Here is a 23,845-nt window from a genome sequence, read left to right on the forward strand (position 1 = left end):
GGGGCCGCCGGACGGTCAGTCGTCGTCCGGGGCGGGCGGAGTGGTCGTGAACCGGTCGCCGTCGAAGTACACGGTGAGGGGAGTGCCCCCGGCGGGACCGAACTCGCGGACCTCGCCGCCACCGGGCGGCACCAGGCGGATCCGCCTGCCGGTGTCGCGGGCGACCAGGGCGGCCAGGGTGAGGACGTAGGCGAGGGTGTCGGGGTTCGCCAGTACCAGGGCGAGGCGGGCGGCGTCGTCCAGTCCGGCCTCCGCGACGGTCAGCGAGCCCTGCAGGATCGCCTGGGCGCGCAGTTGGTCGTCGTCGAGGACCTTGAGACGATCGAGGTCCTCGTAGCTCACGTCCGTGTCGCCATCGGGCAGTGCCGCGTCCGCGGGGACACCGCGGTCCGCCGCGTCGGAGAGCGCCCACCCGCGGAGCGCCTGCTGCGGGTCGCGGGCGCCGGCCCACGCCGGGGCGGTGCCGGGCCCGGTGAGGAGGGAGGCGAGCGAGGCCACGAAGGAGTCGGGGCGCTCGCCGTAGGAGACGGGAGCCGGACCGTCGTCCTCGCCGCGGGAGCCGTCGCCGACCGACCCGACGCTACTCCCCTCCATCGTGGGCGTGGGCGGCTCCATCGAGTCCTCGCGTGCGGACGAGAGGCTGGAGGGCGGGCCGGCCGTCGGCGGTGCCAGGGAGAGGTGCGTGGCCGCGGCGCTCGCGCTGTAGTGGTTCAGCCCGGTGTAGTGCACCTCCAGCGCGGGAGTGTGCGAATCGGGACCGTACCGGATGACGAAGCCCAGGGTGCCGCCTTCCGCGACAGGCCCGGGCGCGTGCGTGAAGACGTCGATCGGCGCGTCGAGGGTGTCCGCGAGGAGCGGCAGGAAGACGTCGCCCATCAGGCTGTTCCACTCGGTGGACCAGTTCCGCACGGCCCGGTTGAGCCTGTTCGCCTCGGGGGTGGTCAGTGGCACGGTGCTGTGGTGGTACTCGGTGATGAGCAGCTCCCGGCGCTGTTCCGGCGTCAGGTTCGGGAGCGCCGGAAGCGCGTTCCTCCGGCGCAGGTAGTCGAACATCTGCACGTTGCTCGGTGATTCGCCGGCCGCGGGGTGCGGCGCGTCCTGCCGGGACACCTCCACCGCGTAGAGGGTCTGCAGCTCCGTCGGATCGAGGTCCTCGGGCCTGGCCAGTCCCCCGATGCCGAACTGAATCAGCCGCGCGTCGACCCAGGCGTCGCTCTCGTCCCGCACCTGCGCCGCGAACTCGGTGACGAGGAGGCTCCGGAGCTGGCCGAGTACCTGGGGCGACAGCGGACGGGTGCCGTCGATCGCCGCCGCCAGCCGATTCTGCACCAGGTTCTGCAACTGGTCCTGCACGGTGCGCAGATGACGGGCGTCGCGGCCGCCGCCCGACTTGAGGGCCACGCTCCTCAGGGTCTGCTGAACACCGGTCGGCCGGCCGAGCCAGGTCGCGACCCTCGGGCCGACCGGCAGGCCGGCCTCCTGCAGCCGGGTGCGGACGAGCTGGGGTGCGCTGCCGATGACGGCGGACAGGAGACAGCGGTTGTCGCCGGGCGTCGGAACGAGGGCACCACGGGGCGCGATGTAGGGGGTCTCGCGCGTGACGGGCGCCGCGGCCGCCTCCTTGCCCTTGCCGGTCGCCACGGTGCCCGAGTGCGCGGGCATCGTGTGTGTCGGCTTGGAGGTGCCCGTGCGCGTGATCTTGGGGATGTCCGGGTGCGTCGGCTTGGCTGTGCCCGTGCGCCCCAGCTTGAAGGTGCTCTTGCGCGTGATCCTGGCCGGGTCCGTGGTGACCCTCGGGATGGCGGAGTGACTCTGGCCGGCGGCCGGGAGGGGGGCGAGACGGCCACCCGGCCGGGGCCATCGGGGCGAGGTCGTGGCGAAAGTGGTTCGCAGCGACTGCTCGGGGGCGGGGGCGTTGTCCCGGACGGCGGTGGACAGGTCCTCCAGCGCCTCGGTGGCGGAGGAGTGGTCGGACAGGGCGCGTGCCCGTGCGTCCGCGGCGGTGGCGAGTTGGTCATTGCGGCGGAGGACCTTGGTCTCGGCCCGCTCGACCCGCTTCTCGGCACGGCTCTCGCGCAACCGGGCGATCCGCACGTCCTCGCCCCGGCTGACCACGGCGGCCGCGTCCCGGCCGGCCTGTTCCACGGCCTCGTCGCGGGTCGTCTGCGCCTCTTGGACTCGCGCGGGCCCGTCCGTGACGATCTTCTGGGCCTTCCTCAGCTTCCCGCTGTTCTCCTCCAGTTGCTTCGTGACCTCCTGGAGGGCGTTCTCGGCGGCGGTGATCGCCGGGAGCACCGCACGCACCCGGGGATCGTCGGCGACATCGGCGGCGGGCCGGCCGGAACGCGGCGCCCCGGTGGCAGCGGGGCTCTCCGACGGGGCGGGCGGCGAGGGCCGCCCGGCCGGCGGAACGGCACTTCCCACGCCCTGTGCGTCCTGCCCGGTCCTCGTCGAGGAACCCTTCGCCGCGGCGGCCGCACGCTCGGCACGTACGATGTTCTCCACCTGCGTCAGCCGGTCCAGCGCCGTGCGCAGATCGCGGCGCGCGTCGGCGGCCGTCTTCTCGTTCGCGGCGATCACCGGCGGCAGTGTCGCGACCGTCTGCTGGGCGGTCTTGAGTCCCTGCTCCAGGGTGCCGACCAGCTTCCTGTGCTGTCGTGCGGTCTTGATGGAGAGGGCGGCTCTGGCCTTCGCCCTCTCCTCGGCGGTGATCGCGGTCCGCACCATGTCCCGAGCGCTCTCCAATGCCACCACGGCGTGGGTGAGTGCGTGGTCGGCGTGCCGGAGGGCCATGGTGAGCCGGCGCAGCTGGCCGGGGGCGTCGGCGAGAGTGAGGGTGGCGGAGTGCAGGAGCTGGGCCTGGGCGTGGAAGGGGGTCCACGCCTCGGTGAGCTGGGGATCGTCGGTGACGAGGGAGCCCTCGGAGTTGAATTCCCAGCGCCGGATCCCCTCCGGACCGCGGGTCATCAGCTCCACGGGACGGTTGCCGAGGACGGCGGCGCGGGAGGCTCCGTAGAGGACCCGGCCGAGCCGGACGCCGTCCTGGTCCGGGCCGAGGGACACCCACAGCTGCACCCCGTCCACCTCGGTGTTGAGTGCCGAGTGGAGGCGTTGAGACAGGTCGGACAGCTCGCCGGTGTCCCAGTCCGGGACGAGCGAGGGCAGGTCGCGCACACGGGGAGGGGACTCCTCCTCGGTGATCAGACCGTGGCCGAGCAGATCGCGTTCCTCGACGCGGAGCGTGGCGGTGCCGGTGACGTGACGGGTGCCCTCCGGACCCTCCACCAGCAGGTGGACGTCCGCGTCGATCGCGTAGCTGCGGGTGCCCCGGGCCCCGTCGCCGGGGGCGGAGGTACTGCCGTGCTTGAGCCAGTCACGGCGGCTGCCGGTGACCGTGCCTCCGAAGGAGGTGGGCTGGGCCGGACGCTGGACGAGGGGAACACTCATTCCGGCGAGCTGATGGCCGTCGGCGTCGGCGCTGAGGAGCTCGGTGAAGCCGACGGAGAACGTGTGGTCGGCTCCCGCCGCGGTGCTCAGCGTGTCGGTGACGTTGTGGAGCTGGTCGAGGGTGACGTCGTCACCGTGCGTGGCGCGGCGCGGGTTGTAGAGCGTGATCGTGAGCGACGGCGGCTGCGTGGGAGGCCCTTCGAGGGGCCGTGAGCCGGGCATGCGTCGGAGGAGGCCCGCGACCAGCCGGGGCCGGTCCAGGGAGATCCGTCCGGCCTGGACCAGCTGCCCGAGGCGTGCCGCCCGGCCTTCCAGCGATGCACCGGTGAGCTGCACGTGCCAGCCGCCCTCGCTGATCGGCGTCACCTCGTTCAGCGCGGTCTCGAGGTGGGCCCAGCCGTCGAAGTGGAACACCGGGGTGGGCCCCGTCGGGCTGAACATCTGGCTGTCGGTGAGGTACGGGGTGGGCGGGGGACCGGGCAGCAACCTGTTGCGCGGGTCGACGGTGGAGACCGCCGCCGGGGCGGTCACCGAGGCCGGCGTCGTGCGGGTGTTCGTCTCGGTGCCGGTGAACCGGAGAGCCAGCCGAACCGGGGTGGAGCGGGTCTGCGGACGCCCACGCTCCAGCAGTTCGTCCAGCCACCGCCGCGTGTTGACGCTCGCCTGTTCCCAGGCGATCACGCCGTTCTGGATCAGACCGCCGAGCACATTGGGCGGCCAGTCCATGACCAGTACCGAACGGACGGAGACCACGTAGTCGTACTCGAGGCCGTCGAAGTCCGCCCCGTTGTCGGTGCGCAGCCAGAACCGGTTGTCGGCGGTGGTCGCCCGCCGGGACGACTTGCTGGTCGCCGCCTGCGGGGTCAGCACCGGTGCTGACCGGTCCACCCGCGACTGGCCGGGTGGCTGGTTCCGTCGGAGGTGACGCGTGGTGAGGTTGACCCCCAACTGCTTCTGCCGCACCCACGACTTGGACGTGGTGCGGCCCGCGGCGGTGTGCGACTGCCACTGCTCGAATCCCGAACCCGGGTGCGAGACACCCCGGACGCCGGCCAGGTCCTGGGAACGCCGGGGCACCGCCGCCAACGCGACCTCGACCAGGCGTTCACCACCGAAGCCGTGGTGGCGGAAGTGGAAGCGGGTGGTGGCCCGGCCGAAGGTGCCGCCCGGGCCGCGTCCGGGCAGGCTGCGCAGTCCGGCGGTGGAGGTGATCTGCGCGATCCGACTGTGTACACCCGACTGGTAGCCCGGGTGCCCCGGGGTGGTCGCACCGGGGGCTTCGATCTCCACCAACTCCACCATGTCACGGTAGACCTGGCCGCGCCGCTCCCGCGGGGTGACCGGGCCCAGCGGTATCGCCGGGGTGGATGCCGGGGCGGCTGTTCCGGAGGTGGCGACGGGGGCGGGGGCGGCGGGGGGTGCGGCAGGGGCGGGCCGCTGGTACTCGATGACCGAGAGCACGGTGCCGAGCCCGAGTTCACGGTCGCGTGTGTACGACGACGGCAGCCCGGCGGTCAGCTTCGGCGCGGACTCCGCGGTGAGCCCCCGCACGGAGCTCATCCACCGTGCGTCCCGGAGGTGCTGCCCCCGTGTCATGAGGAACTCCAGTCCACCAGGGACGTCCGCGGCGAAGGTGACGGGGTCGATCGTGCCGAGTTCGCCGGGGCCGTTGAACGCGGTGCGGGAACCGGCACGGAGGGTGAGTACGTAGGTCAGGCCGGATTTCACCCGGTGCTTCTCACCGCTTTCCGTGGGGACCCGGTTGACGGCGGTGCTGGAGGAAAGGGCGTCCGACTCATCGGTGCGGAACGTGTAGCCGAACCGCGCGGACGGGTTGAACAGTCCCACGAACCGCTTCGTGCCGGCGCGGTTGGTGACCCCGATCGTCCCGTCGATCTCCGGGTTGACCAGCTCGGGCGAGTTCTCGTCGTTCTCCGGCACGGGGGGCGGGTTCTGCGAGGCGAGCCCCGTGAAGCCCACCTGGTGGGACTTGCCGAGGGACTTCGACTGCTGCGCGGTGTCGACCGCGCCGGCACCCGTCTCCGTGTACTGCTTGTCGGTGCCCAGGAGCTCGGGGTCGTGCGCGATGGCCCGCAGCTCCAGGGTGTACTGGCCGTCCGAGAGCGCGCCGGACAGGGTCAGCCCCTCGACGACGTAGGTGTTCTTCAGGAGCTCGTGCCCGTGGGCGATGAGACTGCCCGGGGTGGTGGCGGCGTACCGGGACTCGGCGGCGCGTGTCCTGGTGTCCGTCAGGCCCTGTCCGGCGAGCGGCGAGGTCCACTTCCTGGACTGCCGGCCGTCGCCGGTGCCCGTGGTCCTGCCGGCGTCGGCGGTGGTCAGCGGGAGGATCGGGCCGGTGCCCGAATCGTCGGCGGCCGTCTCACTGGCGCGCACCTGCCGGCGGATCTCGGCCGCGGCCCGCTGGAACAGCGAGTCGACCACGGCGGACCCGCGCATGACGTCGATCAGCGCGTCGTCCGGCACGCGCACCAGATTCGGGAGCGGGGCACCGGTGGCGTCGGTTCCCTCGAGACGAGCCATGTCGGTGGGGTTGGGCCTGCGCGGTACTCCGCCGGCGTGTCCCGCCCGCGGCCTGGGCGCGGGTTTCGGCGCGGGCGCCCGGGTGCGGCTGTGCGGAACCGCGAGCCACATCGAACCGGAGACGGTCGGCGGCGCGGGGGCGGCGGACGCGGTGGAGGCGGTCGGGACGGCGGGGGCCGCGGGCGTGGCGGCAGCGGCCGCCGCCGCGTTCACCTCCTCCCCGAACCGCACGCTCGGCCGGTCGCCGTCGTCCGCGAACAGGTCGAGGGCCAGCCGCACGGGGACCTCGAACTTGTGGGTGTCCTGTGCGGTGCCGATGAAGAACTGGTCGTGACCGGTGCTGCCGCCCACGCCGTCACCGTCGGTGTACTGGTGGACGTACTGGTAGTCACCACCGAAGCCGAAGCCGCCCCAGTTGCCCAGCGGCCCGCTGACACTGCCCAACGGTCCGGCCCCGCCACCGTAGGACTCGCCGAGCTGTTCGCTGTCACTGCCGACGCCCAGGGCCAGACCCATGACCTGGATGCCCGGCAGGACCTTGTCGTGGCGGCTCTCACGTGAGGTGTCCCGCTCCGCGGTGAGCTGCAGCCGGACCCGGCGGACGCCGGTGTCGGTGCCGGTGGGGATCTCGAAGTGGAGGGACTGACCGCCGTCGATCATGGAGTCGGACCCGGCGCGCCGCCCGACGCGGGAGCGCGCGTCGCGCAGCTTGCGCAGGTTGTTGAGCTGGGCGTGCAGCCGGATCTGGTGCTCCGGCTCGTGGTCGCGCGCCAGCTTCTTCAGCTTCGCGCCGAGGCCCGTCGCGGCCGGCGTCCCGGGGGCGGGCGGCAGGAAGCCCTCCCGGCGCAGCCACGCCTCCGCACGGTCGTAGAGGGCCGCCGTGCCGGTGACGTCGAGCGGCGCGGCGCTGAGACCGAGGCCGTCCAGGTGCTCCAGCGAGTCCGGCAGCTCCCGCAGTTCCTCGTCGGAGGGACGGTGGCCCTCGGCATCGGCCTTGGACAGGACGCGCAGGTCCATGCCGTGCTTGGGGGAGAACACGGGCGCGGGCGACTCGGTGCCGTCGGGCCGGATCAGGGTGACCCGGTAGCCGACGGCGGCCGGAGCGAGGAGGTGACTGCGGTTGGTGCGGACCGCGTGCATGGTGCCGGAGGAGCTTTCGGCGCCGTAGGTGTTGGAGACGTTGATCTGGGCCTGTCCGCGCGCGCCCGCACTGCCGCCGATGGTGTCCGCGGAGTGGGGGTGGCCCTCCGAGTGGTCACCCGTGAGGGCCGCGGCGACGTTGCCGGTGATCGCGATGCCGCTGGTGTACTTCGAGGAAAGGCTCACCTTGGAGTAGTTGACCACGTGGCTTTCGAGGTTGATCTGCCCCTCCACGCTCTGCCGCTGCGCGGGAGCCACGACGGGGGTGGTCTCCAGACGCAGCATGCCCACCACGTTGCCGCTCCCGTCGGTGATGACGGGGGAGTGCAACCCTTCGTCGATCTGCATGGGGAGGGTGCCCCGGAGGACCTGCTCGGAGAGGAAGGTGGAGACCTGCTCCGCGGCGGTGTCGTCGAGGTCGGCGCGGAAACTCTGGTGGACGTGCTCGTAGAGGGCCCCGGGGTCGATGACGGAGTCGACGCCGTACAGGGGGAGTTCGTGCAGGTCCGCGGGCTCGGGGAGGGAATCGGGGGCGGGGTCGGCGGCGGTGAGGTGGCGCGGGAACCAGATGGTGGTGGGGCCGTGCGACTGCGGGGCGCTCCAGCCCTCGGAGGCCACGCTCGTGGGGGCGGGCGTGCCGGTCCTGGCGGCCGACGCGGCGGCCTCGGGGACGTTGGGGGCATCGCGACGGACACGCCAGTGGGTGTCGAACTCGATCGGGTCCGAGGGTTCGTTGGAGCGCTGCGAGGTGGTGGTCTGGACGGAATACGTGACGGTGGCCGAGTCACTGGCCTGGTTGTGCGTGATGGAGGCCGTCGCCGCACCGTCCACGGCCCGTACCGCGGTCCCGGCACCGATGGGCCAGGAACCGGTCCAGGGTGCCTGGAAGGTGCGGTAGGTGCCGGAGGGCTGCCCGGAGTAGGTCTCACGGGTGCCGAAGCCGCGTCGCTCCACGTGCTTGTCTGGATCACGGGTGTCGAAAAGTCCCTGACGCGTGGAGGGACGCGGATGGGAGAGCGTGAGCTGAACGTCGATGGTGTGGTCGGTTCCGTCGACGCGGATGGTGACCCGATGGCCGCCGGCGCTGCGCACATAGGCCAGATTGAGCGCGAGCTGGGCGCCGCTCAGGCGGTCCTCCACCTGCTCACGCACGTCGGCGGGCGGGTTGTCCGGGTCGACGCCGAGTTCGCTGTAGACCTGCTCGTGCAGACCGGCCAGCACCTCCGGGGAGAAGGCGGGCAACTGGACCAGGCCGACCGACCCGTCGGGCAGCGCGCCGTAGCGGCGCACGTAACTCGACTCGACCTGCGTGCGGGGCGGCGGCGCAACGGTGGGGGGAGGGCCCTCCTCCGACAGCAGATCGGTGTGGTCCGCCACGTACCCGTCCTCGGCGTCGCTGTCGGGAGCCGTCGGTCCGGCCGTGGTGACCCCGCCGTCGGAGGACACGTACGGCAGACCGGCCGTGGGGGCGGCGGAATCGGTCGGGGTGGTCCCACCGGCATGGGTGGGGGGCGGCGGTGCGGCCGATGTGGTGGCGTTGGAAGCCCAGAAGTCGGGGAACACGGGGACGAAGTCCGAGGCCGCCTTCGTGCCTGGTGCGTCGAAGACACCGGTCAGCGACAGATGCCCGGTGCCCGGGAACTGGCGGACTTCGCTCGTGCCCTTGGGCGCCCACACGGTCCGCCCGGTGGCGAGGGCGACGGCGTGCTGAAGCGGCATGGTCGGGGCGAGAGGCGGCGGGGCGGTGGCCAGCGGGTCGCCCGCCGGCGCCGGGCTGCCGCCGGTCCGGGAGACGTTCAGCACGACCTGCGTCGTGGTCGCGTTGCGGCGGAGGAGGTCCGGATCGAGAGCGAGGAGTTCCGCCAGTTCGGCCCGCGGCACGTCGACATGCTGCCCGCCGCGGAGCGTGACCCGGTAGCGGCCGTGGCCGTTGTCCTTGGTGGACACGAGATAGGGATCCGTGTCCGGGCCGGCCCAGGGCGCCGTGTCCGGACCGCTCCGGGCGTAGCTGCCGTCGGCCCGTTGGGTCAGGGTGACCAGCGCGGAGCTGTCCAGCTGCTGGGTCTGGTGGGGGCGCTGCCTTCCCCAATTGCGGCCGACGACGCGGCCGGAGGGGTCCACGTACCGGGAGTGCGGGTCGAAAGCACCTCGCAATGTCAGTTGGAACGCGGCCAACTGCAGCAGGTTGTACGCGTCGTGTCCGGCGGCGAACGCCGTCGTCGCCAGATCGACCAGCTGCAGGCCCCGGGACGGCGAGGAGTCGGGCGCCGGAAGGTGCAGTGCTACGGCAGCGGTGGTACCCCTGTCCGGCAGCGACTGGAACCATTCGGAAGCCTTGACGAACGCCCAGTACGCCTGCGTCATCTCGGTCGTGCCCACCGGGGCCGAAGGGGGCAGCTGCAGCGCTCGTCGGGCGAAGGCCGCCGGGTCCCGCATCGTGCGGAACTGTCCCGCCACCCATACGGGCATGGGAAGCGTCACGAAGTCACTGAGGGCCGTGCCCGGCGGTGCGGTGACCGCCCTGGCGAGGAACGCTCGGTAGGCGTCGGCGCTGAGGAGGATCCTGCCGTCGCCGTGGTCCCGGCGGTTGGCCGCGGCAGCGCGCTTGAACAGGTCCAGGGTGAACGGAGCGACGTCCTTGAGCTGCGGATCGTCGCTCCGCATCCTCTCCACGGCCCCGATGCCGCGCACGAGGTCGTGGTAGGAGGGGTCCTCGCCGACGCGGGGACCGAAGGTCTGGCGCAGGGCGCGCACCAGGCGCAGGGTCGTGTCGAGGGTGTGGCCGGGCACGGGGTCGGGCCCGGTGTGCAGGCCGGCGGTGCGGGCGAGATCGGCCAGTTCCGTGTCGAGCGGCTCGGGATAGTACTCCACGGTGTGCGCGAGCCCGCCTCGCACGTCGTCGAAGACGAACCAGCGGGGTTTGCCGGTGTCGGGATCGAGGTCGTAACCATTGACGCGGTCGCCGGCCCGAACCCGCTTACGGGTGCCGTTGGCGACGACCTGGGAGAGGGGGATCGTGGTGAGCGGGTCGACGGCCCGGGGGAGGGGGGCGTCGGAGTGGGTCCGCTTGTACGCGCCGTGGCGGTAGGCGCCGCCGGTCCAGCAGGCGTCGAAGTTGATCCAGCCCCGGTCGCCCAGACGGCTCACGCTCGGTCGGCGCTTGAGCCAGCCGGTGATCTCCTCACCCGAGGCCGGGTAGACGGAACCGTCCTTCTGCGGCACTTGGACGTACTCCGGCGTGCCGTGCATGAAGACGTGATGGACCGGCTCGCCCGGTGCGGCGCCGACCCGTGGACGAACCCCCTGCTTCAGCGCCCTGGCGGAGGAGACGTAGCGGTGGAGCAGGTAGTCCTGGTTCAGCTTGCGGTAGGTGGCTTCCCGAGTGGCGAAGTCACTCGGGTCGAGGACGGCTCGTCCGATCTGCAGGGTGGGGTCGTCGTCCGCGACGACGGTGTAGCTGACCATGTCGCGTTCCCAGGCGGGCACGTCGGTGGTCTGCGTGGTCGGGTCGCTCATGACCTCGTCGGGACGGCTGGGGATCCAGTCGCCGACGGGCAGGCCGGTCCGCTTCTCGAGGAAGACGCGGACCTTTCCGTCGTCGGCCTTCTGGGTGTCAGGGTTGCCGCTGGTGGACCAGACCGGCCGGTTGAGCCGGTGGGCCAGGGCGCGGGGCAGCTCCAGTTGCCGGCCACCGGCGTGGGGGACCAGCAGTACGACCGGTACGTCCGGCGGCAAGGCGGTCAGTGCCGGGTCCAGGGCGAGCAGTTCGGCGAACACGTCCACCGGCACCGTCATGCGGTCGTCGTTCGGCGTGGTGACGGTGAGGGCGTAGGGGCTGCCGCCGGTCTTGATGACGTAGGGACGCGGCTTCCCCGCGGCCGGGCGCCACGGTGCCGGACGGGGATCCGTCGTCCGGGACCGCCCGGACTGCGCTCCGTTGTCCTGCCAGACCGAGTCCAGATCCAGGTCGACCGTCCGGTCGGCGGCCGCGCCGCTTCCCCAGTCGCGCCCGTACCGGGTGCCGTCGGGGGAGGTGAGCGCCAGCCCTCCGGACAGGGCCCCCCGCATGGCGAGCCCGATGGCGGCGATGGTGGCGAGACCGGAGGCCTGCGCCGCGCCCGGGGCTCCGGCGAACAGGAGTGCCATGTCGTAGTGCTCGGTGGTCAACGGCGTGGCCGCGTCCAGCACCAGCACCCGCCGGGTCACCGCGTCCAGGTCCAGCGGTCCCTGCCGCAGCGCGGGGTCGCTGTCGTTCGCCCGCAGCGTGTCAAGACGTCCCACGGCGTCGTGCAGTTGCTGGTATCGGGGGCTCTGGACGATGTCGGTGCCGAAGCTTCGGACCAGATGGTCCCGGTACGGGTCCTGCGGCTGGGACGGCGGTTGCGAGGTGACCGAGCCGTCGGAGTGGGTCGGTGCCAAGGGCGCGGCCGACACCGCGGCGGCCGGGATCCAGAAGTCGGGAGACGTGGGGACGAAGTCGGCGGCGGCCGTGGTGCCGGGCGTGTCGAATATGCCGGTCAGCGACGAGTGCCCGCTGTTCGGGAGGGGAGCCACCTGAAGCCTGCCCTGGGGCGCCCATACCGTCCGGCCCGTGGAGAGAGCGACGGCGAACCGCAGCGGCAGCGACGCGTCGATGGACGGCGGGACGGGAGGCATGCCGGTGGCCGGAGCCGTGCTGCCCCCGGAGCCGTGGACGGCCAGCACGACCTGCGTGGTGCGCAGGTCCCGAACGGCCAGCGCCGGGTCGAGAGCGAGGAGTTCGGCGACTTCGGCGTTCGTCACGTCGACGGGCGGCATGCCGGGAAGCGCGATCCGTACCCGACCCGGGCCGGCGTTCTGAGCGGACACGACGAAGCCGTGCTTGCCCTGGTCGACCCAGGGCGCCTGGGCCGATCCGGTGAGGCCGTAGGTGCCCTGGGGCTGTCGGGTCGCGGTGAGTACCGCGGAGGAGTCGACCACCTGGCCCGGTTGCGGCGCGCTCCAGTTGCGGCCGACGGGTCGCCCCGAAGGGTCGAAGTACAGCGAGTGATCGCCGAGAGCGCCTCGCAGGACCAGGTCGAAGGCTCCCAGTTCCGCCGGGTTGCGGGGATTGAGTCCGGCAGCGATCACCGCGGTGGCCAGCTCGACCAGCCGGCCCTGCAGTGCGGGGTCGGGTGTGGGCAGGTGCAGTGCCGCGGCAGCGGTGGCACCGATGTCGGGCACCGACTGAATCCATTCGGCCGCCTCGACGTACGCCCAGTACAGCCGGGTCATCTCCGCCGCCCCCACCGGGGCCGAGGGTGGCAGCTGCAGCAACCGTGTGGCGAGGGCCGCCACGTGCGGCAGGTTGCGCAGTTGATCCGCCGCCCGTACGGACAACGGTATCTGTACGAAGTCGCTCAGAGACGTGTTCGGCGGTGCGGTGGCTGCCCGTGTGAGCAGCCCTCGGTAGGTGTCGGCATCGAGGACGTCCCTGCCGTCGCCGTGGTCGCGGCGGTCGGCCCGGGCCGCGCGTGTGAACAGCTCCAGGGTGAACGGGGTGATGTCCCTGAGGTGGGGGTCGTTGTCCCGCATCTTCTCCAGGGCGCCGATGCCGTGCAGGAGGTCCGGGTAGGTGGGGTCCTGGCGGAAGCCGGGGCCGATGCCCGGGCCGAAGGCGTGGCGCAGGGCGCGCACCAGGCGCAGGGTCGTGTCGAGGGTGTGGCCGGGCACGGGGTCGGGGCCGGTGTGCAGGCCGGCGGTGCGGGCGAGATCGGCCAGCTCCGTGTCTAGGGGTTCGGGCCAGAACTCCAGGGCACGCGAATCGTTCCCTCGTGCGTCGGCATGCAGGAGGAACCGGGGAACGCCGGTGCTGGGGTTGACGGCGTAGGCGCTGACGCGATCGGCTGCTCGCACGCGCTTGCGGGTGCCGTTGGCGACGATTTGGGCGAGGGGAGGCTGGGCCAGTGGGTCCGTGGCCGGGGGGAGCGCGACGTTGGAGCCGATGAGCCTGGCCGCGCCTGGACGGTAGGCGCCGCCGGTGAAGCAGAGGTCGAAGTCGATCCAGTCCTGGTCGCGCAGACGCTTGACGCTCGGCCGACGCTTCAGCCAGCCGGTGATCTCCTCGCCCGAAGCCCTGTAGGTGCTGCCGTCCTGTTGCGGCACCGAGACGGCGTCAGGGGCGCCGTGCATGAGGACGTGATGGACACGCTCGCCCGGCGCGGCCCCCACCGTAAGGGGAGTCGGCGCCGTCTCCTTCCTGATGGCGGGGTAGAAACGGGCGTACAGGCGCGCCCGGTGGATCGTGCGGTAGATCGACTCCCGAGTGGAGAAGTCCTGCGGGTGGAAGGCGGCTCGTCCGATCTGCAGGGTGGGGTCGTCGTCCGCGACGACGGTGTAGCTGACCATGTTGCGTTCCCAGGCGGGCACGTCGGTGGTCTGCGTGGTGGGGTCGCTCATGACCTCGCCGGGACGGCTGGTGATCCAGTCGCCGACGGGCAGGCCGGTCCGCTTCTCGAGGAAGACGCGGACCTTTCCGTCGTCGGCCTTCTGAGTTTCCGGGTTGCCGCTGGTGGACCAGACCGGCCGGTCGAGCCGGTGGGCCAGGGCGCGGGGCAGCTCCAGCTGTCGGCCACCGGCGTGCGGGACCAGTAGCACGACCGGAACGTCCGGCGGCAGCGCGGTCAGTGCCGGGTCCAGGGCGAGCAGTTCGGCGAACACGTCCACCGGCACGCTCGTGGTGGCACCGTCGAGCGTGGTGACGGTGAGGGCGTAGGGGCTGCCGCCGGTCTTGATGACATAGGGACGCGGCTTCCCCGCGGCCGGGCGCCACGGTGCCGGACGGGGATCCGTCGTCCGGGACTCCCAGGACGGCGCTCCGTTGTCCTGCCAGACCGAATCGAGGTCCATGTCGAGTGAGCGGTCGGCGCCCAGGCTGCTGCCCCAGTCACGTCCGTACGGCGTGTCGTCGGGGGCCTTCACCGCCATCCACGTGGACATCGCTCCGCGCATGACCAGCCCGACGGCGGCGATGGCGGCGAGGCTGGGTGCCTGCGCCGCGTCCGGGGCGGTGGTGAAGCGGAACAGGGCGTCGTAGTGGCCGGTGCTCAACGGTGTGCCCGGGGGCAGCACCAGCACGCGCCGGGTGACGGCGTCCAGGTCCAGCGGACCCTGCCGCAGCGCGGGGTCGCTGTCGGTGCCGCGCAGGGTGTCCAGTCGTGCCAGGGCGTCGTGCATGTCCTGGTAGCCGGGAAGCTGCGTGACACCGGGGCCGAAGATCTGGATCAGGTTGCCTTCGTACGTGTCGACGGGAGCCTGGGGGTCCCCTCCGACCGTCGTCACGGTGAGGGGCGGTGTGTCCAGGCCCGCCTCGACCTGCGCGATGCGGAGCGTGGTTTCGAGGAGGTTGTTGAAGTCGTTGTAGGCGTCGAGGGCGTCGTCGGTGATGCCGCTGGTGGTCGGGATGGTCTGCAGGGCGCGGTCCACCGTGGCGTGGAAGTCGGTGAGGCCGGTGAGGGCGTCGTCGGGCAGGCCGGTGGGGAGTGGGGTGATGCGTGGCGTACTGGTGGGGAGGTCGCCGACGAAGCGGGCGATGCGGCCGAGGTTGCGGTCGCGCAGACCGCCTTGGGCCATGCCGTCGCCGGTGAGGGTGGGGCGTCCTTCGGCTGCTTCCCGTTCGTAGGTTTCCAGTTCGGCGGGGTCGATGGGCTCGTTGTAGCGGCCCATGAGGCTGCCGGAGATGTTGATGCCCTGGACGGGTTCGATGTCTTTGCTGGTGGACTTGTCGGTGTATTCGTCGGGGAGGCCGACTTGGTGGCCGAATTCGTGGGCGCCGATGCGGGAGCCCGCGCGGAGGTTGACGGGGATGCGGTGGTGCGAGGGGCGTTTGCCGGGGGCGGGTGTGTAGACGTCGGCGAGCCAGTCGGTGTCGGGGTCGCCATGGGCGACGCGGACGGGGGTGACGTGGAGGATGTCGCCGTTGGGGAGTTTGTGCCCGGGAGTGTTGTAGACGGCGTCGATGTCGGCGGACAGTTCGGTCCACAGGTCGGCGAGTTGCTGGGCGGTGAGCGGGTCGCGGGTGGTGAGGGCGGTGCGGACCTCGATGTCGGTGTAGTTGACGTCGTTGTGGGTGAAGCGGCGCACGCGGAAGGTGCCGTGGACGGTGGTGGGCTGGAGAACGCCGTTCATGTCCGGCGTCTGCCGGTTGACACTGGTCCAGGTGTGCTGACGCAGGACGGGGTCGCCGGCGGCGGCGCGCGCCCGCCACCAGTCCTGGCCACCGCGTTCGAGGACGCTCGTGGCGACCGAGTTGTCGACACCGTAGGGCACTCCAGGCGGGGGCAGTGCATCGAGCCCGCCGTCCGGGCGGGGGGTGGTGGCCGGGATGGTGAGGTCGGGGTTCGTGTCCGAGGTGTCGGTGGGTGCTTGCGGATCTCCGCCGGTGTTGGCGTTTGACATGCTGTGGATCAGCCAGCGCAGGCCGTTCCACGAGTCTTCCGGGTAGCCGTAGGCCTGGTTGTAGGGCTGGGAGAATTCCCGCAGCCAGGGCAGGGTGAGTGTTCCGGTGCCTCCCGCGTCGGGCCGCTGGGCGTCGATGGTTCCCAGCGCCTGCATGGTCGGGTCGAAGCCGGGGCTGCCGGGTCCGAAGTCCGGACCGTAGATCTCCCGCGCCGCCCGGAGCCAGGACAGCAACTGCTCGGGTGTCGGAGTCTGCTGGAGCCCGCCGCTGATCCGTTCTCCTATCTCGAGGAGCGCGTCGTGACTGGGCTCGGGGTAGGCGTAGTGCCAGCTGACGTCGACGGGATTGCCGATGTCGGCGGTTTCCAGAAGGTAGCGGTCCGGCTTGCCGTCGCGGGCCGGGGTGGCGAAGATCGTCTTGTTCACCGCGACGATGGGCTGGTCCACGCGGTTGCTGATGTGCTGGATGCCGCGGGGGAAGTGGAGGGGGTCGTTGGTTCCCGGCGGGTAGTCGGAGACCTCGCATGCCTCGGCCAGCACCATGTCACGGGGGCGCAGCCGTCGGAAACTTCCGCGGCGCCCGAAGAACCCGGCGATCTCGCCCAGTGACGCATACGTGACGTCGTCGTCCGTCGTCGGCACTTGTCCGCCCATCGACGTGCCATGGAAGCTCATGACGTAGGCCGGATCGAACGGCAGCGGATGCAAAGCCGACTCGCGAACGATGGTGCTCTCGCCGTTCGGCCCTTCCCGCACCTCGGCGTAGGCGAAGTGCCTGATCTTCCCGTCCAGTCTCCCCTGCTTCGCCCTGACGGGGTCGCCGGGTTGCATCATGCTGCGCCCGTAGGAAGTCTGCCCGTTGGGAAGGGTCATCGTCGTGGAGGCGATCTCACGGTCGTCGATCCGCCTACCGTGGATGTCGGTCACCCCACCCGGGACGGCACGGGTGCGCTGGCCGGGCCTGTTCGACACCCACACGATCGCCGTGCCCCCCACGCGCATCAGCGGGTCACCGCTGGTTGTCCGCCCGCTCCAGTCGACCGTGCCGTGCGTCGACCAGGTCCGTACCCCCAGAAGGTCCGAGACCGTAGCGGGTCCCTCCAGTGCCTGCGAGCCTGCCTGGGGCACCGCGATCACCAGATCACCTCGCTGCTGCCACGCCGGATCGTGACGCAGGAGTTCGGCGAACTCATCCCAGCCGTTGGGCACGAGTACGTTTCCGTCACGGTCGTTCAACCACGGCCCCTCGGGGCCGCCCTCGGCCGAGACGATCCACTGCCGCTGCTGCGGCCAGGGCGCGTCGACTCTGGTCACCCTGCCGCTCGGGCTCACCTTGAGATACCGGTCCACTCGCGGCCGGCCCGCACTCCCTGTCCAGTCACGGCCCACTCGACGCCCGCCGGTGTCCCGCACCAGCCACTGATCGTCCAGCGCACCACGCCGATCCAGGTCGAACGCACCGATCGCCGCCAGGCTCGTCGCACGACCCGCCCTGTCCGCGGCCACCACCAGCTCGTACAGCCGGTCGATGGTCGCCGTGTCGGTCGGCGCGCCGTAATCCAGATGCAGCAACCGCCTCGCCAGAGCATCAAGATCCGGCTGCTCGCCGACCAGATCCGTCAGCACATCGTCGGCCCAATCCGCCGTCTCCGGCGACACACCGGTGTAGGTCGCGTCATACGACTCGTACGGATCACCAGGAGCCTGAGGATCACCACCGACCGTCAGGGGCCTGCCCGTGCTGGGCGTCGGGTCCGAGTCGTTCGACGTGGTGGGCGCGGGGCGCGGGCCGTCGGGGGCGGTGCCCGGCGAGAAGGAGGACCGGATGCCGGAGGAGGTGGACGGATCGGAGCCGAGTGGGTTCGGGGCGATCGAACCCGCGCCGGGGGACTGGGTGGGTACGGAGTAGGGGGACGGAGCGGCGACCCAGTCGGCGGCGGCCGTGGTGCCGTTGACGGCGGGCAGACCGGCCAGCGCGTAGGGCCCGTTGCTCCCGATCCGGGCGACCATGCTCGCGCCCTTGGGAGCCCAGACGGTCCGGCCGGTGGAACGGGCGATGGCGGGTTGCAGCGGCGGGGGCGTGTGGGGCTGCGCCGTGTCGCCTCCGGAGTAGGACATGTCCAGCGCCACGTCCGTCGTCTCCGGGTTCAGCTCGTTGAGATGCGGATCGTTCGCCAGGAGTTCGGCGACCTCGACGTAGGGCACGACGAACTGGCGCCCGCCGGGCACCGTGATCCTGACGTGGTCCGCTCCCGCGTCCTCGGCCGACACGACATAGGCCTGGTTGCCCTGGCCGATCCAGGGTGCAGTCTCCTGGCCCAGGTTGTCGTACGTGCCGTCGGGCCGCTGGGCCAGGGTGTGCACGGTGGAGAGATCCACACGTTCGCCCGGTGGGACGGGTGTCCGCCAGTTACGACCGTTGGGGAGGCCGGAGGAATCGTAAGTCAGCGACTGGTAACCGAGAGCGCCTACTTCCTCCAGGTGGAAGGCCGCGAGCTGGACCGGATTGTACGGGTCGCGCCCGGCGGCGATCGCCCTGGCGACGAGCATGCCCACGGGCGCGTGGGGGTCGGGCGCCGGCAGGTGCATGACTGCCATGGCCGCGGCACCGATGTCCGGTACGGAATCGATCCACTCGGACGCCTTCACATTCGTCCAGTACAGCCAGGACACCTCAGCCGGTCCCACCGTGGCCGAGGGTGCCAGAGGCAACACGCTCGCCGCGGTGGACGCGAGGTCCGGCAGGCTCCGGAGCTGCTGTGCCACTTGGGTGAGGACGGGGATGCGGACGGCGTCGGTGAGCCGGGTGCCCGGAGGCGCCCCCGTCGCCCACGCGAGCACGGCGCGGTAGGCATCGGTGTCCAGGGCGGGGGCGCCGCCGTGGAACTGCCGGTGCGCCCGGGTCACTCGCTCGAACAGATCGAGGGTGAACGGGGTGAAGTCCCTGAGGTGGGGGTCGTTGCCCCGCATCGTCTCCAGGGCGCCGATGCCCCGCAGGAGGCCGGGGTAGGAGGGGTCCTGGCCGATGCCGGGGCCGAAGGTGTGGCGCAGGGCGCGTACCAGGCGCAGGGTCGTGTCGAGGGTGTGGCCGGGCACGGGATCGGGGCCGTTGTGCAGGCCGGCGGTACGGGCGAGGTCGGCCAGTTCCGTCTCGAGGGGCTCGGGCCAGTACTCCATGACCTGGCCACCACGCGCCTGGCCGTCGGTGATCACCTGCATCCAGAGGTCCGGGTCGTCGTTGAACCCGTAGCCGACGGAGCGGTCACCCGCCCGTACCCGCTTACGGGTGCCGTTGGCCGCAAGCTGTGCGATGGGTATCTGGGCGAGCGGGTCGGGAGGCGAAGGCAGGGCGACACCGGAGTGGTAGGCCCGCCCGTCGCTCCGGTAGGAACCGCCGGTCCAGCAGGCGTCGAGGTAGATCCAGTCCTGGTCGCGCAGGTTGCGCACGCTCGGCCGCCGCTTGAGCCAGCCGGTGAACTCCTCCCCCGAGGCCTTGTAGACCGAGCCGTCCTGCTGCGGCATGGCGACGATGTGCGGGGCACCGTGCAGGACGACGTGGTGGGCCCGTTCGCCGGGCGCGGCCCCCACCGTCAACGGCTTCCTCCCCAAGCCCGAATAGGTCGCGGGGTGCAGGCGCTCCAGGTCCTTCGCCAGGTGCAGGCGGCGGTAGTGCTTCTCGCGATCCCCGGCGAACTCCGACGGATGGAACGCGGCCCTCCCGAGCCGCATGGTGTTGTCCCCCTCCGCGACGAGGGTGAAGCTGACCAGGTTGCGTTCCCACGCGGGAACGTCGGCCGCGCGCGGGTCGGTGTCCTGCGGGACTTCGCCGGGATTGCTCGGTATCCAGTCGCCGTCGGGGAGACCGGGCGACTTGCGGAGGAAGAGTGTCACCGTCCTGTCGGACCTGACGCCCGGGACGGGGTGCCCACTGGTGGACCACACCTGCCGGTTGATCCGGTGGGCCAGGGCACGGGGCAGCTCAAGCTGCCGGCCGCCGCCCTCCGGAACGAGCAACAGGACCGGCACGTCCGGAGGCAGGGCGGTCAGCGTCGGGTCCAGGGCGAGCAGCTCGGTGAACACGTCGATCGGCAGGTCCGTGCGGGTGTTGTCGCTGGTGGCGACGGAGACGGTGTGAGGTCCGCCGTCGGCCATGATCACGTAAGGGCGCGGTCGGCCCGGGGCGGGACGCCAGGGCGCCGGGTGGGGGTTGGTCGTCTGCCGCTGGCCGGCCGGCCGGCCGGTGTGGTCCCAGACGGTGTCCAGGACGAAGTCGAGTCCGTGGCTGTCGCCCGGGTCACCGTCCCAGTCCCGTCCGTAAGGGGTGCCGTCGGAGGCGGTGATCGCATGCGGCTGGGACAGGGCTCCGCGGAGCACCAGGCCGTATGCGGTCAACGAGGCGAGACTCCGCGGTTGCTGCGTCGCCGGGTCGAGGGCGATGCGGAACAACTGGCCGTACTCGTTGCTGCCGACCTGGGCGGCCGGGTCCAGGAGCAGTACCCGTCGTGCGACGGCGGCCAGGTTCAACGGCCCTTGTCGCAGTGCGACATCGCCGTCACCACGCCGTAGGAAGTCCAGGCGCGCGGTCGCGTCCCGCAGTTGCGGGTACACCGGGTTCTGGATGATGTCGGCACCGAAGGCACCGACCAGGAGGTCACGGTGCGGGTCCGGCAGTACGGAGTGCGGGTCGGGATGCGGAGCGACGGTGGCCCCGTCACCGTGCGTGTCGACGGACATGGCGGAAGGTTCGGGTGCACTGTCCGAGGTCAGGGGGCCGGTCGGGGCCGGGCTCGACAACAGGTGGACCGTGGGTACGTTCGAGGGGCCGACCGGGTTGGTCACGTGAGCCGGCGCCGCCGCGGTGACGGTGGGCACCGTCGCGTGCGTGGGAGGCGCGACCTCCGGGGGTGCCACCGGATCGGTGGTGACCGCGGGGGCCGGCGCGTTCGACGTGGTGGGGACCGGCTGCGGGCCGTCGATGGTGGCCGTCGACTCGGGCGCCCCGCCGCGGACCCGGAAGGGCAGGCCGAGGTCGGTGCGGAGTTGGTCGGCGCGGGTGACGGCGGCGGGGCGGCCGGAGCCGCCCGCCAGCAGGTCCGCGACCTGGCGCACCGCGTCCCGGAACGGGCCCGTGGTGTAGCGGGAGTCGGCGCGCACCGGGTGGAGTTCCAGCGGCAGGACGAGGCCGGTCGCCCTGTCCCACGCCTCCCGGGCGGACCGGGGATCGGTGCCGGGTGGCAGGGAGCCGGTGAAGTCCTCGTAGGAGTCCTGCCAGATCCGCCGGGAGGTGTCGGCGGCGACGGTGTCCAGGGACTGGGGCCACGGTCCCGGGCGGTTCATCAGGACCTTCACCTGGTCCACGGGGTCCAGTCCGGTGTCCCTCAGGGACACCTCCCCGTTGTTCAGGGCGAGTTGCGTGTGCAGGGCGGGGCCCACGGTCACGCCCGCGGCGGTCAGGTCCCGCAGGGTGACCGTCGTGTGCGGGTCCAGCCCGGTCGGCAGCCCGTCCGGGAGATCGTCGGCGGTGACCTGGGAGGCGATCCACTGGCGCTGGTCGCTGTCGCGCTCGACCACGGGGGCGGGGTGCGGGAACGATTCCGGGGCGTGGGGGTCGATCCCGAGGTCCCGCAACCGGTCCTCGCTGTCGTGCAGGTGCTGCTCGGCTCGGTCCACCCGCTGCTGTGCCGCGTCGAGGGCGTCGAGGTCCCGGCTGCCGCCCTCACCGGCGTCGATCCGCGTCCTGATGCGTGCGGCGTCGTCGGTCGCCTGCTTGAGTTCCCGTACGGCGTCGATGTGCTGATCGCGGGCCTCGGAGACGTCGAGGTCGGAGACGTCGGCGCCGCGGGGACCGTCGGGGGCGGTCGTGGTGCTCGTGGTGTCGGTGTCGGTGCCGCGGCCACTGGTGTCGGTGTCCGAGGAGGTGTCCAGGGCCTTGCCCTTGTCGTGCACGTCCTGCGGGGTGCCATTACCGGTGCCGGTGGTCGACGGGGCGCCGCGTCCGGTGGTTGCGACGGGGGCCGGCGCCGGGGCGGGCGCGGTGCCGGTGGTGTCGACGGGGGAGCCGGTGTCGCCGCCCTCGGTACGGGTGACGTCTCCCGGGGTGTTGCCGATCGGACCGCCCTTGAGGTCCGTACCGGCGGTCGTGCCGGGGTCGTTCGCACCGGACGTGGTGTCGATGCCGGACGTGTCGGGCGTGTCCGTCGCCTCGTCGAGGTCGGTGGCGCCGTCCGTCCCGGTGGCGTCGGTCGTGCCGTCCGTGTCCGGAGCCGTGCCGTCCGTCCGCACCGGGGCGGGCGGACGGGTACCGCCGCCGGTAGGGGAGGACGAGGGGGACGAGGAGTTCGGGGCGCCGGACGACTGACCGCCCGTACCCGCCCCCGTGCCGTTGGCGTTCGAGGCGTTGCCGGGGGCAGGTGCGGGGGAGCCGGTGGGCGAGGTGACGTGCGGCAGGGGCGCACCGGTGGTGGGCAGGGGAGTACCGGAGGTGTCCCCCGGGTCCGGGGTCCCCTTCGTGTGGTCGGTCCCCGGTCCTGCGGTCTGCGTGACGGCGTCGTCGTCGCCGAAGAGGCTCTCGGTGTCGCTGTCGCTGTCTCCGGGGTTTCCGTCGAAGACGCTGTCGATGTCGGTCTCGGTGTCGCTGTCGTCGAAGAGGCTGTCGTCGTCGTAGACGCTGTCGGCGTCGTCGAACGTGTCGTTGTGGTCCTGGTTGTTCCCCTGGCCCTGGCCCTGCGTCGATGTCGAGCCGGGTCGGATGCTGCCGGGGGCCGTCCCGTTCTGGGGTGTGCCGTTCGCGGGTGTTCCGGTGTCCGCGTGCTGTCCGTTGCCGTCGGTGCCCGGGGAGGTCTTCGGCGGGACCGTGTCGAGGTGGCCGGGGTCAAGGTGTCCGGCGCCGGGCCGGGGTCCGTTGAGTTCGAGGTCGTCGAGGTCGACGCCGGGGACCTCGGTGGTGATCCCGTTGCCGTCGGCTCCCGTCTGCGAGGAGCCGGAACCCGGACGGTTCTGCCCTCCGCCGGGTGCGGAGGACGTCGTGCTCGGGGGCACGGTGAGGGAAGACCCCGGCCCGGGAGAGGGGGCGCCGCCGCCGGGGCTGTCGGAGGAGCCGGACGACGAGGAGGAGGTGTCGTCGTTCTTCGAGCCCAGGATGTCGTCGGGGCCGACGGTGTTGACGTTCGGCGGCTTCTTGAAGTTGAACTTGCCGCCCAGCCACGAGGCGCCCTGGCCCAGGTGGCGCTCGCTGACCGAGCTGAGACCGCCGCCGAGGAAGGTCGTCAGGCCCTCGGTGGGGAAGTGGAAGATGGCCGCCGTGGCCAGCTCACCCAGCGCCTCCGCGCCGCCCTCGGTGAGGAAGTGCCCGGCGTCCTCGCCCAGTTCGTGCTTGAACCGGTCGATCGGGCTCAGTTTGACCGGCGTGAAGGACGGAGGCGGCACGGAAGTGAGATCCGGGTGCGGGTTCGGCCTCGGCTCCGGACCCGGGTGGGGATCGGCGTGCGGGTGGGGAGTCGGATTCGGCGAGTTGTTGTTGTGCGAACCGTCGATCTTGATGTCGAACTTGTTGTTGCTACCGGGAACGTCCTTGAACAGACCACTGTTCGACAGGTTCTTGAAGTTCTTCTTGAGACCCTTGAGGATGTCGTTGAGGAATCCGTAGAAGAGTCCCGTGAACGCGCCGAAGACACCGTCCTGGACGATCTGATTCCAGTCGAAACCGTCCGGCCGCCGCCCGGGAGGCGCGCCCTTCATCATGGCCAGACGCACGGCGAAGGTCTGGAACGCCTCCTCGAACATCTCCGAGACCGCCGGCACGGCATGGGTACGCTTGTTCAGCTCATGCATCACCGTCAGGATGGCGACCGTGCTGCGCGCCCTGGCCACCGCTGCCTGGCTGGAGGCGGTGCCGCCGGTGAACGCCGACAGCACCGCGATGACCATGAGCTCGATCAGCAGCCGGACCAGTTCGGCGATGATCTGCCACTTGGCCTCCATGATGTCCATGCCGGACTTGACACGTGACCGCTCCAGGTCGTCGAGCTGCTTGGCGAACGCCTTGAGGTGGTTGACACCGCCGTCGTCGAGGAACATGTGCATCGCGCGCACGTAATTGTTCCCGACCCGCGGGGGCAGTGACCGGCCCACGCCCCCGGCGACCGCCCCGATCAGGTCCGACAGTTCCCGCATGCGCCGGGCCAGCCGCCCGTAGGGCTTGCCGTTGGCGTCGGCCTTGTCCTCGTCCCCCTGCAGCATCCGCTCACCGATCAGCACGAACAACAAATTGTTCAGCTTCTCGGAAACGTGAATGCTCATGGGA

General features: G+C 71.6%; 1 protein-coding gene. It reads right to left on the bottom strand.

What is annotated here, in order from left to right; translation table 11 throughout:
- Positions 1-15: 15 nt before the first annotated feature.
- The gene (locus OHB09_RS29705; protein WP_328922825.1) at positions 16-23,841 is read right to left on the bottom strand and encodes a lonely Cys domain-containing protein; all 23,826 of its coding nucleotides are present in this window, start codon (positions 23,839-23,841) and stop codon (positions 16-18) included.
- Positions 23,842-23,845: the final 4 nt, after the last annotated feature.

It is taken from the genome of Streptomyces griseoaurantiacus (assembly GCF_036189845.1).
Taxonomy (GTDB): Bacteria; Actinomycetota; Actinomycetes; order Streptomycetales; family Streptomycetaceae; genus Streptomyces; species Streptomyces griseoaurantiacus.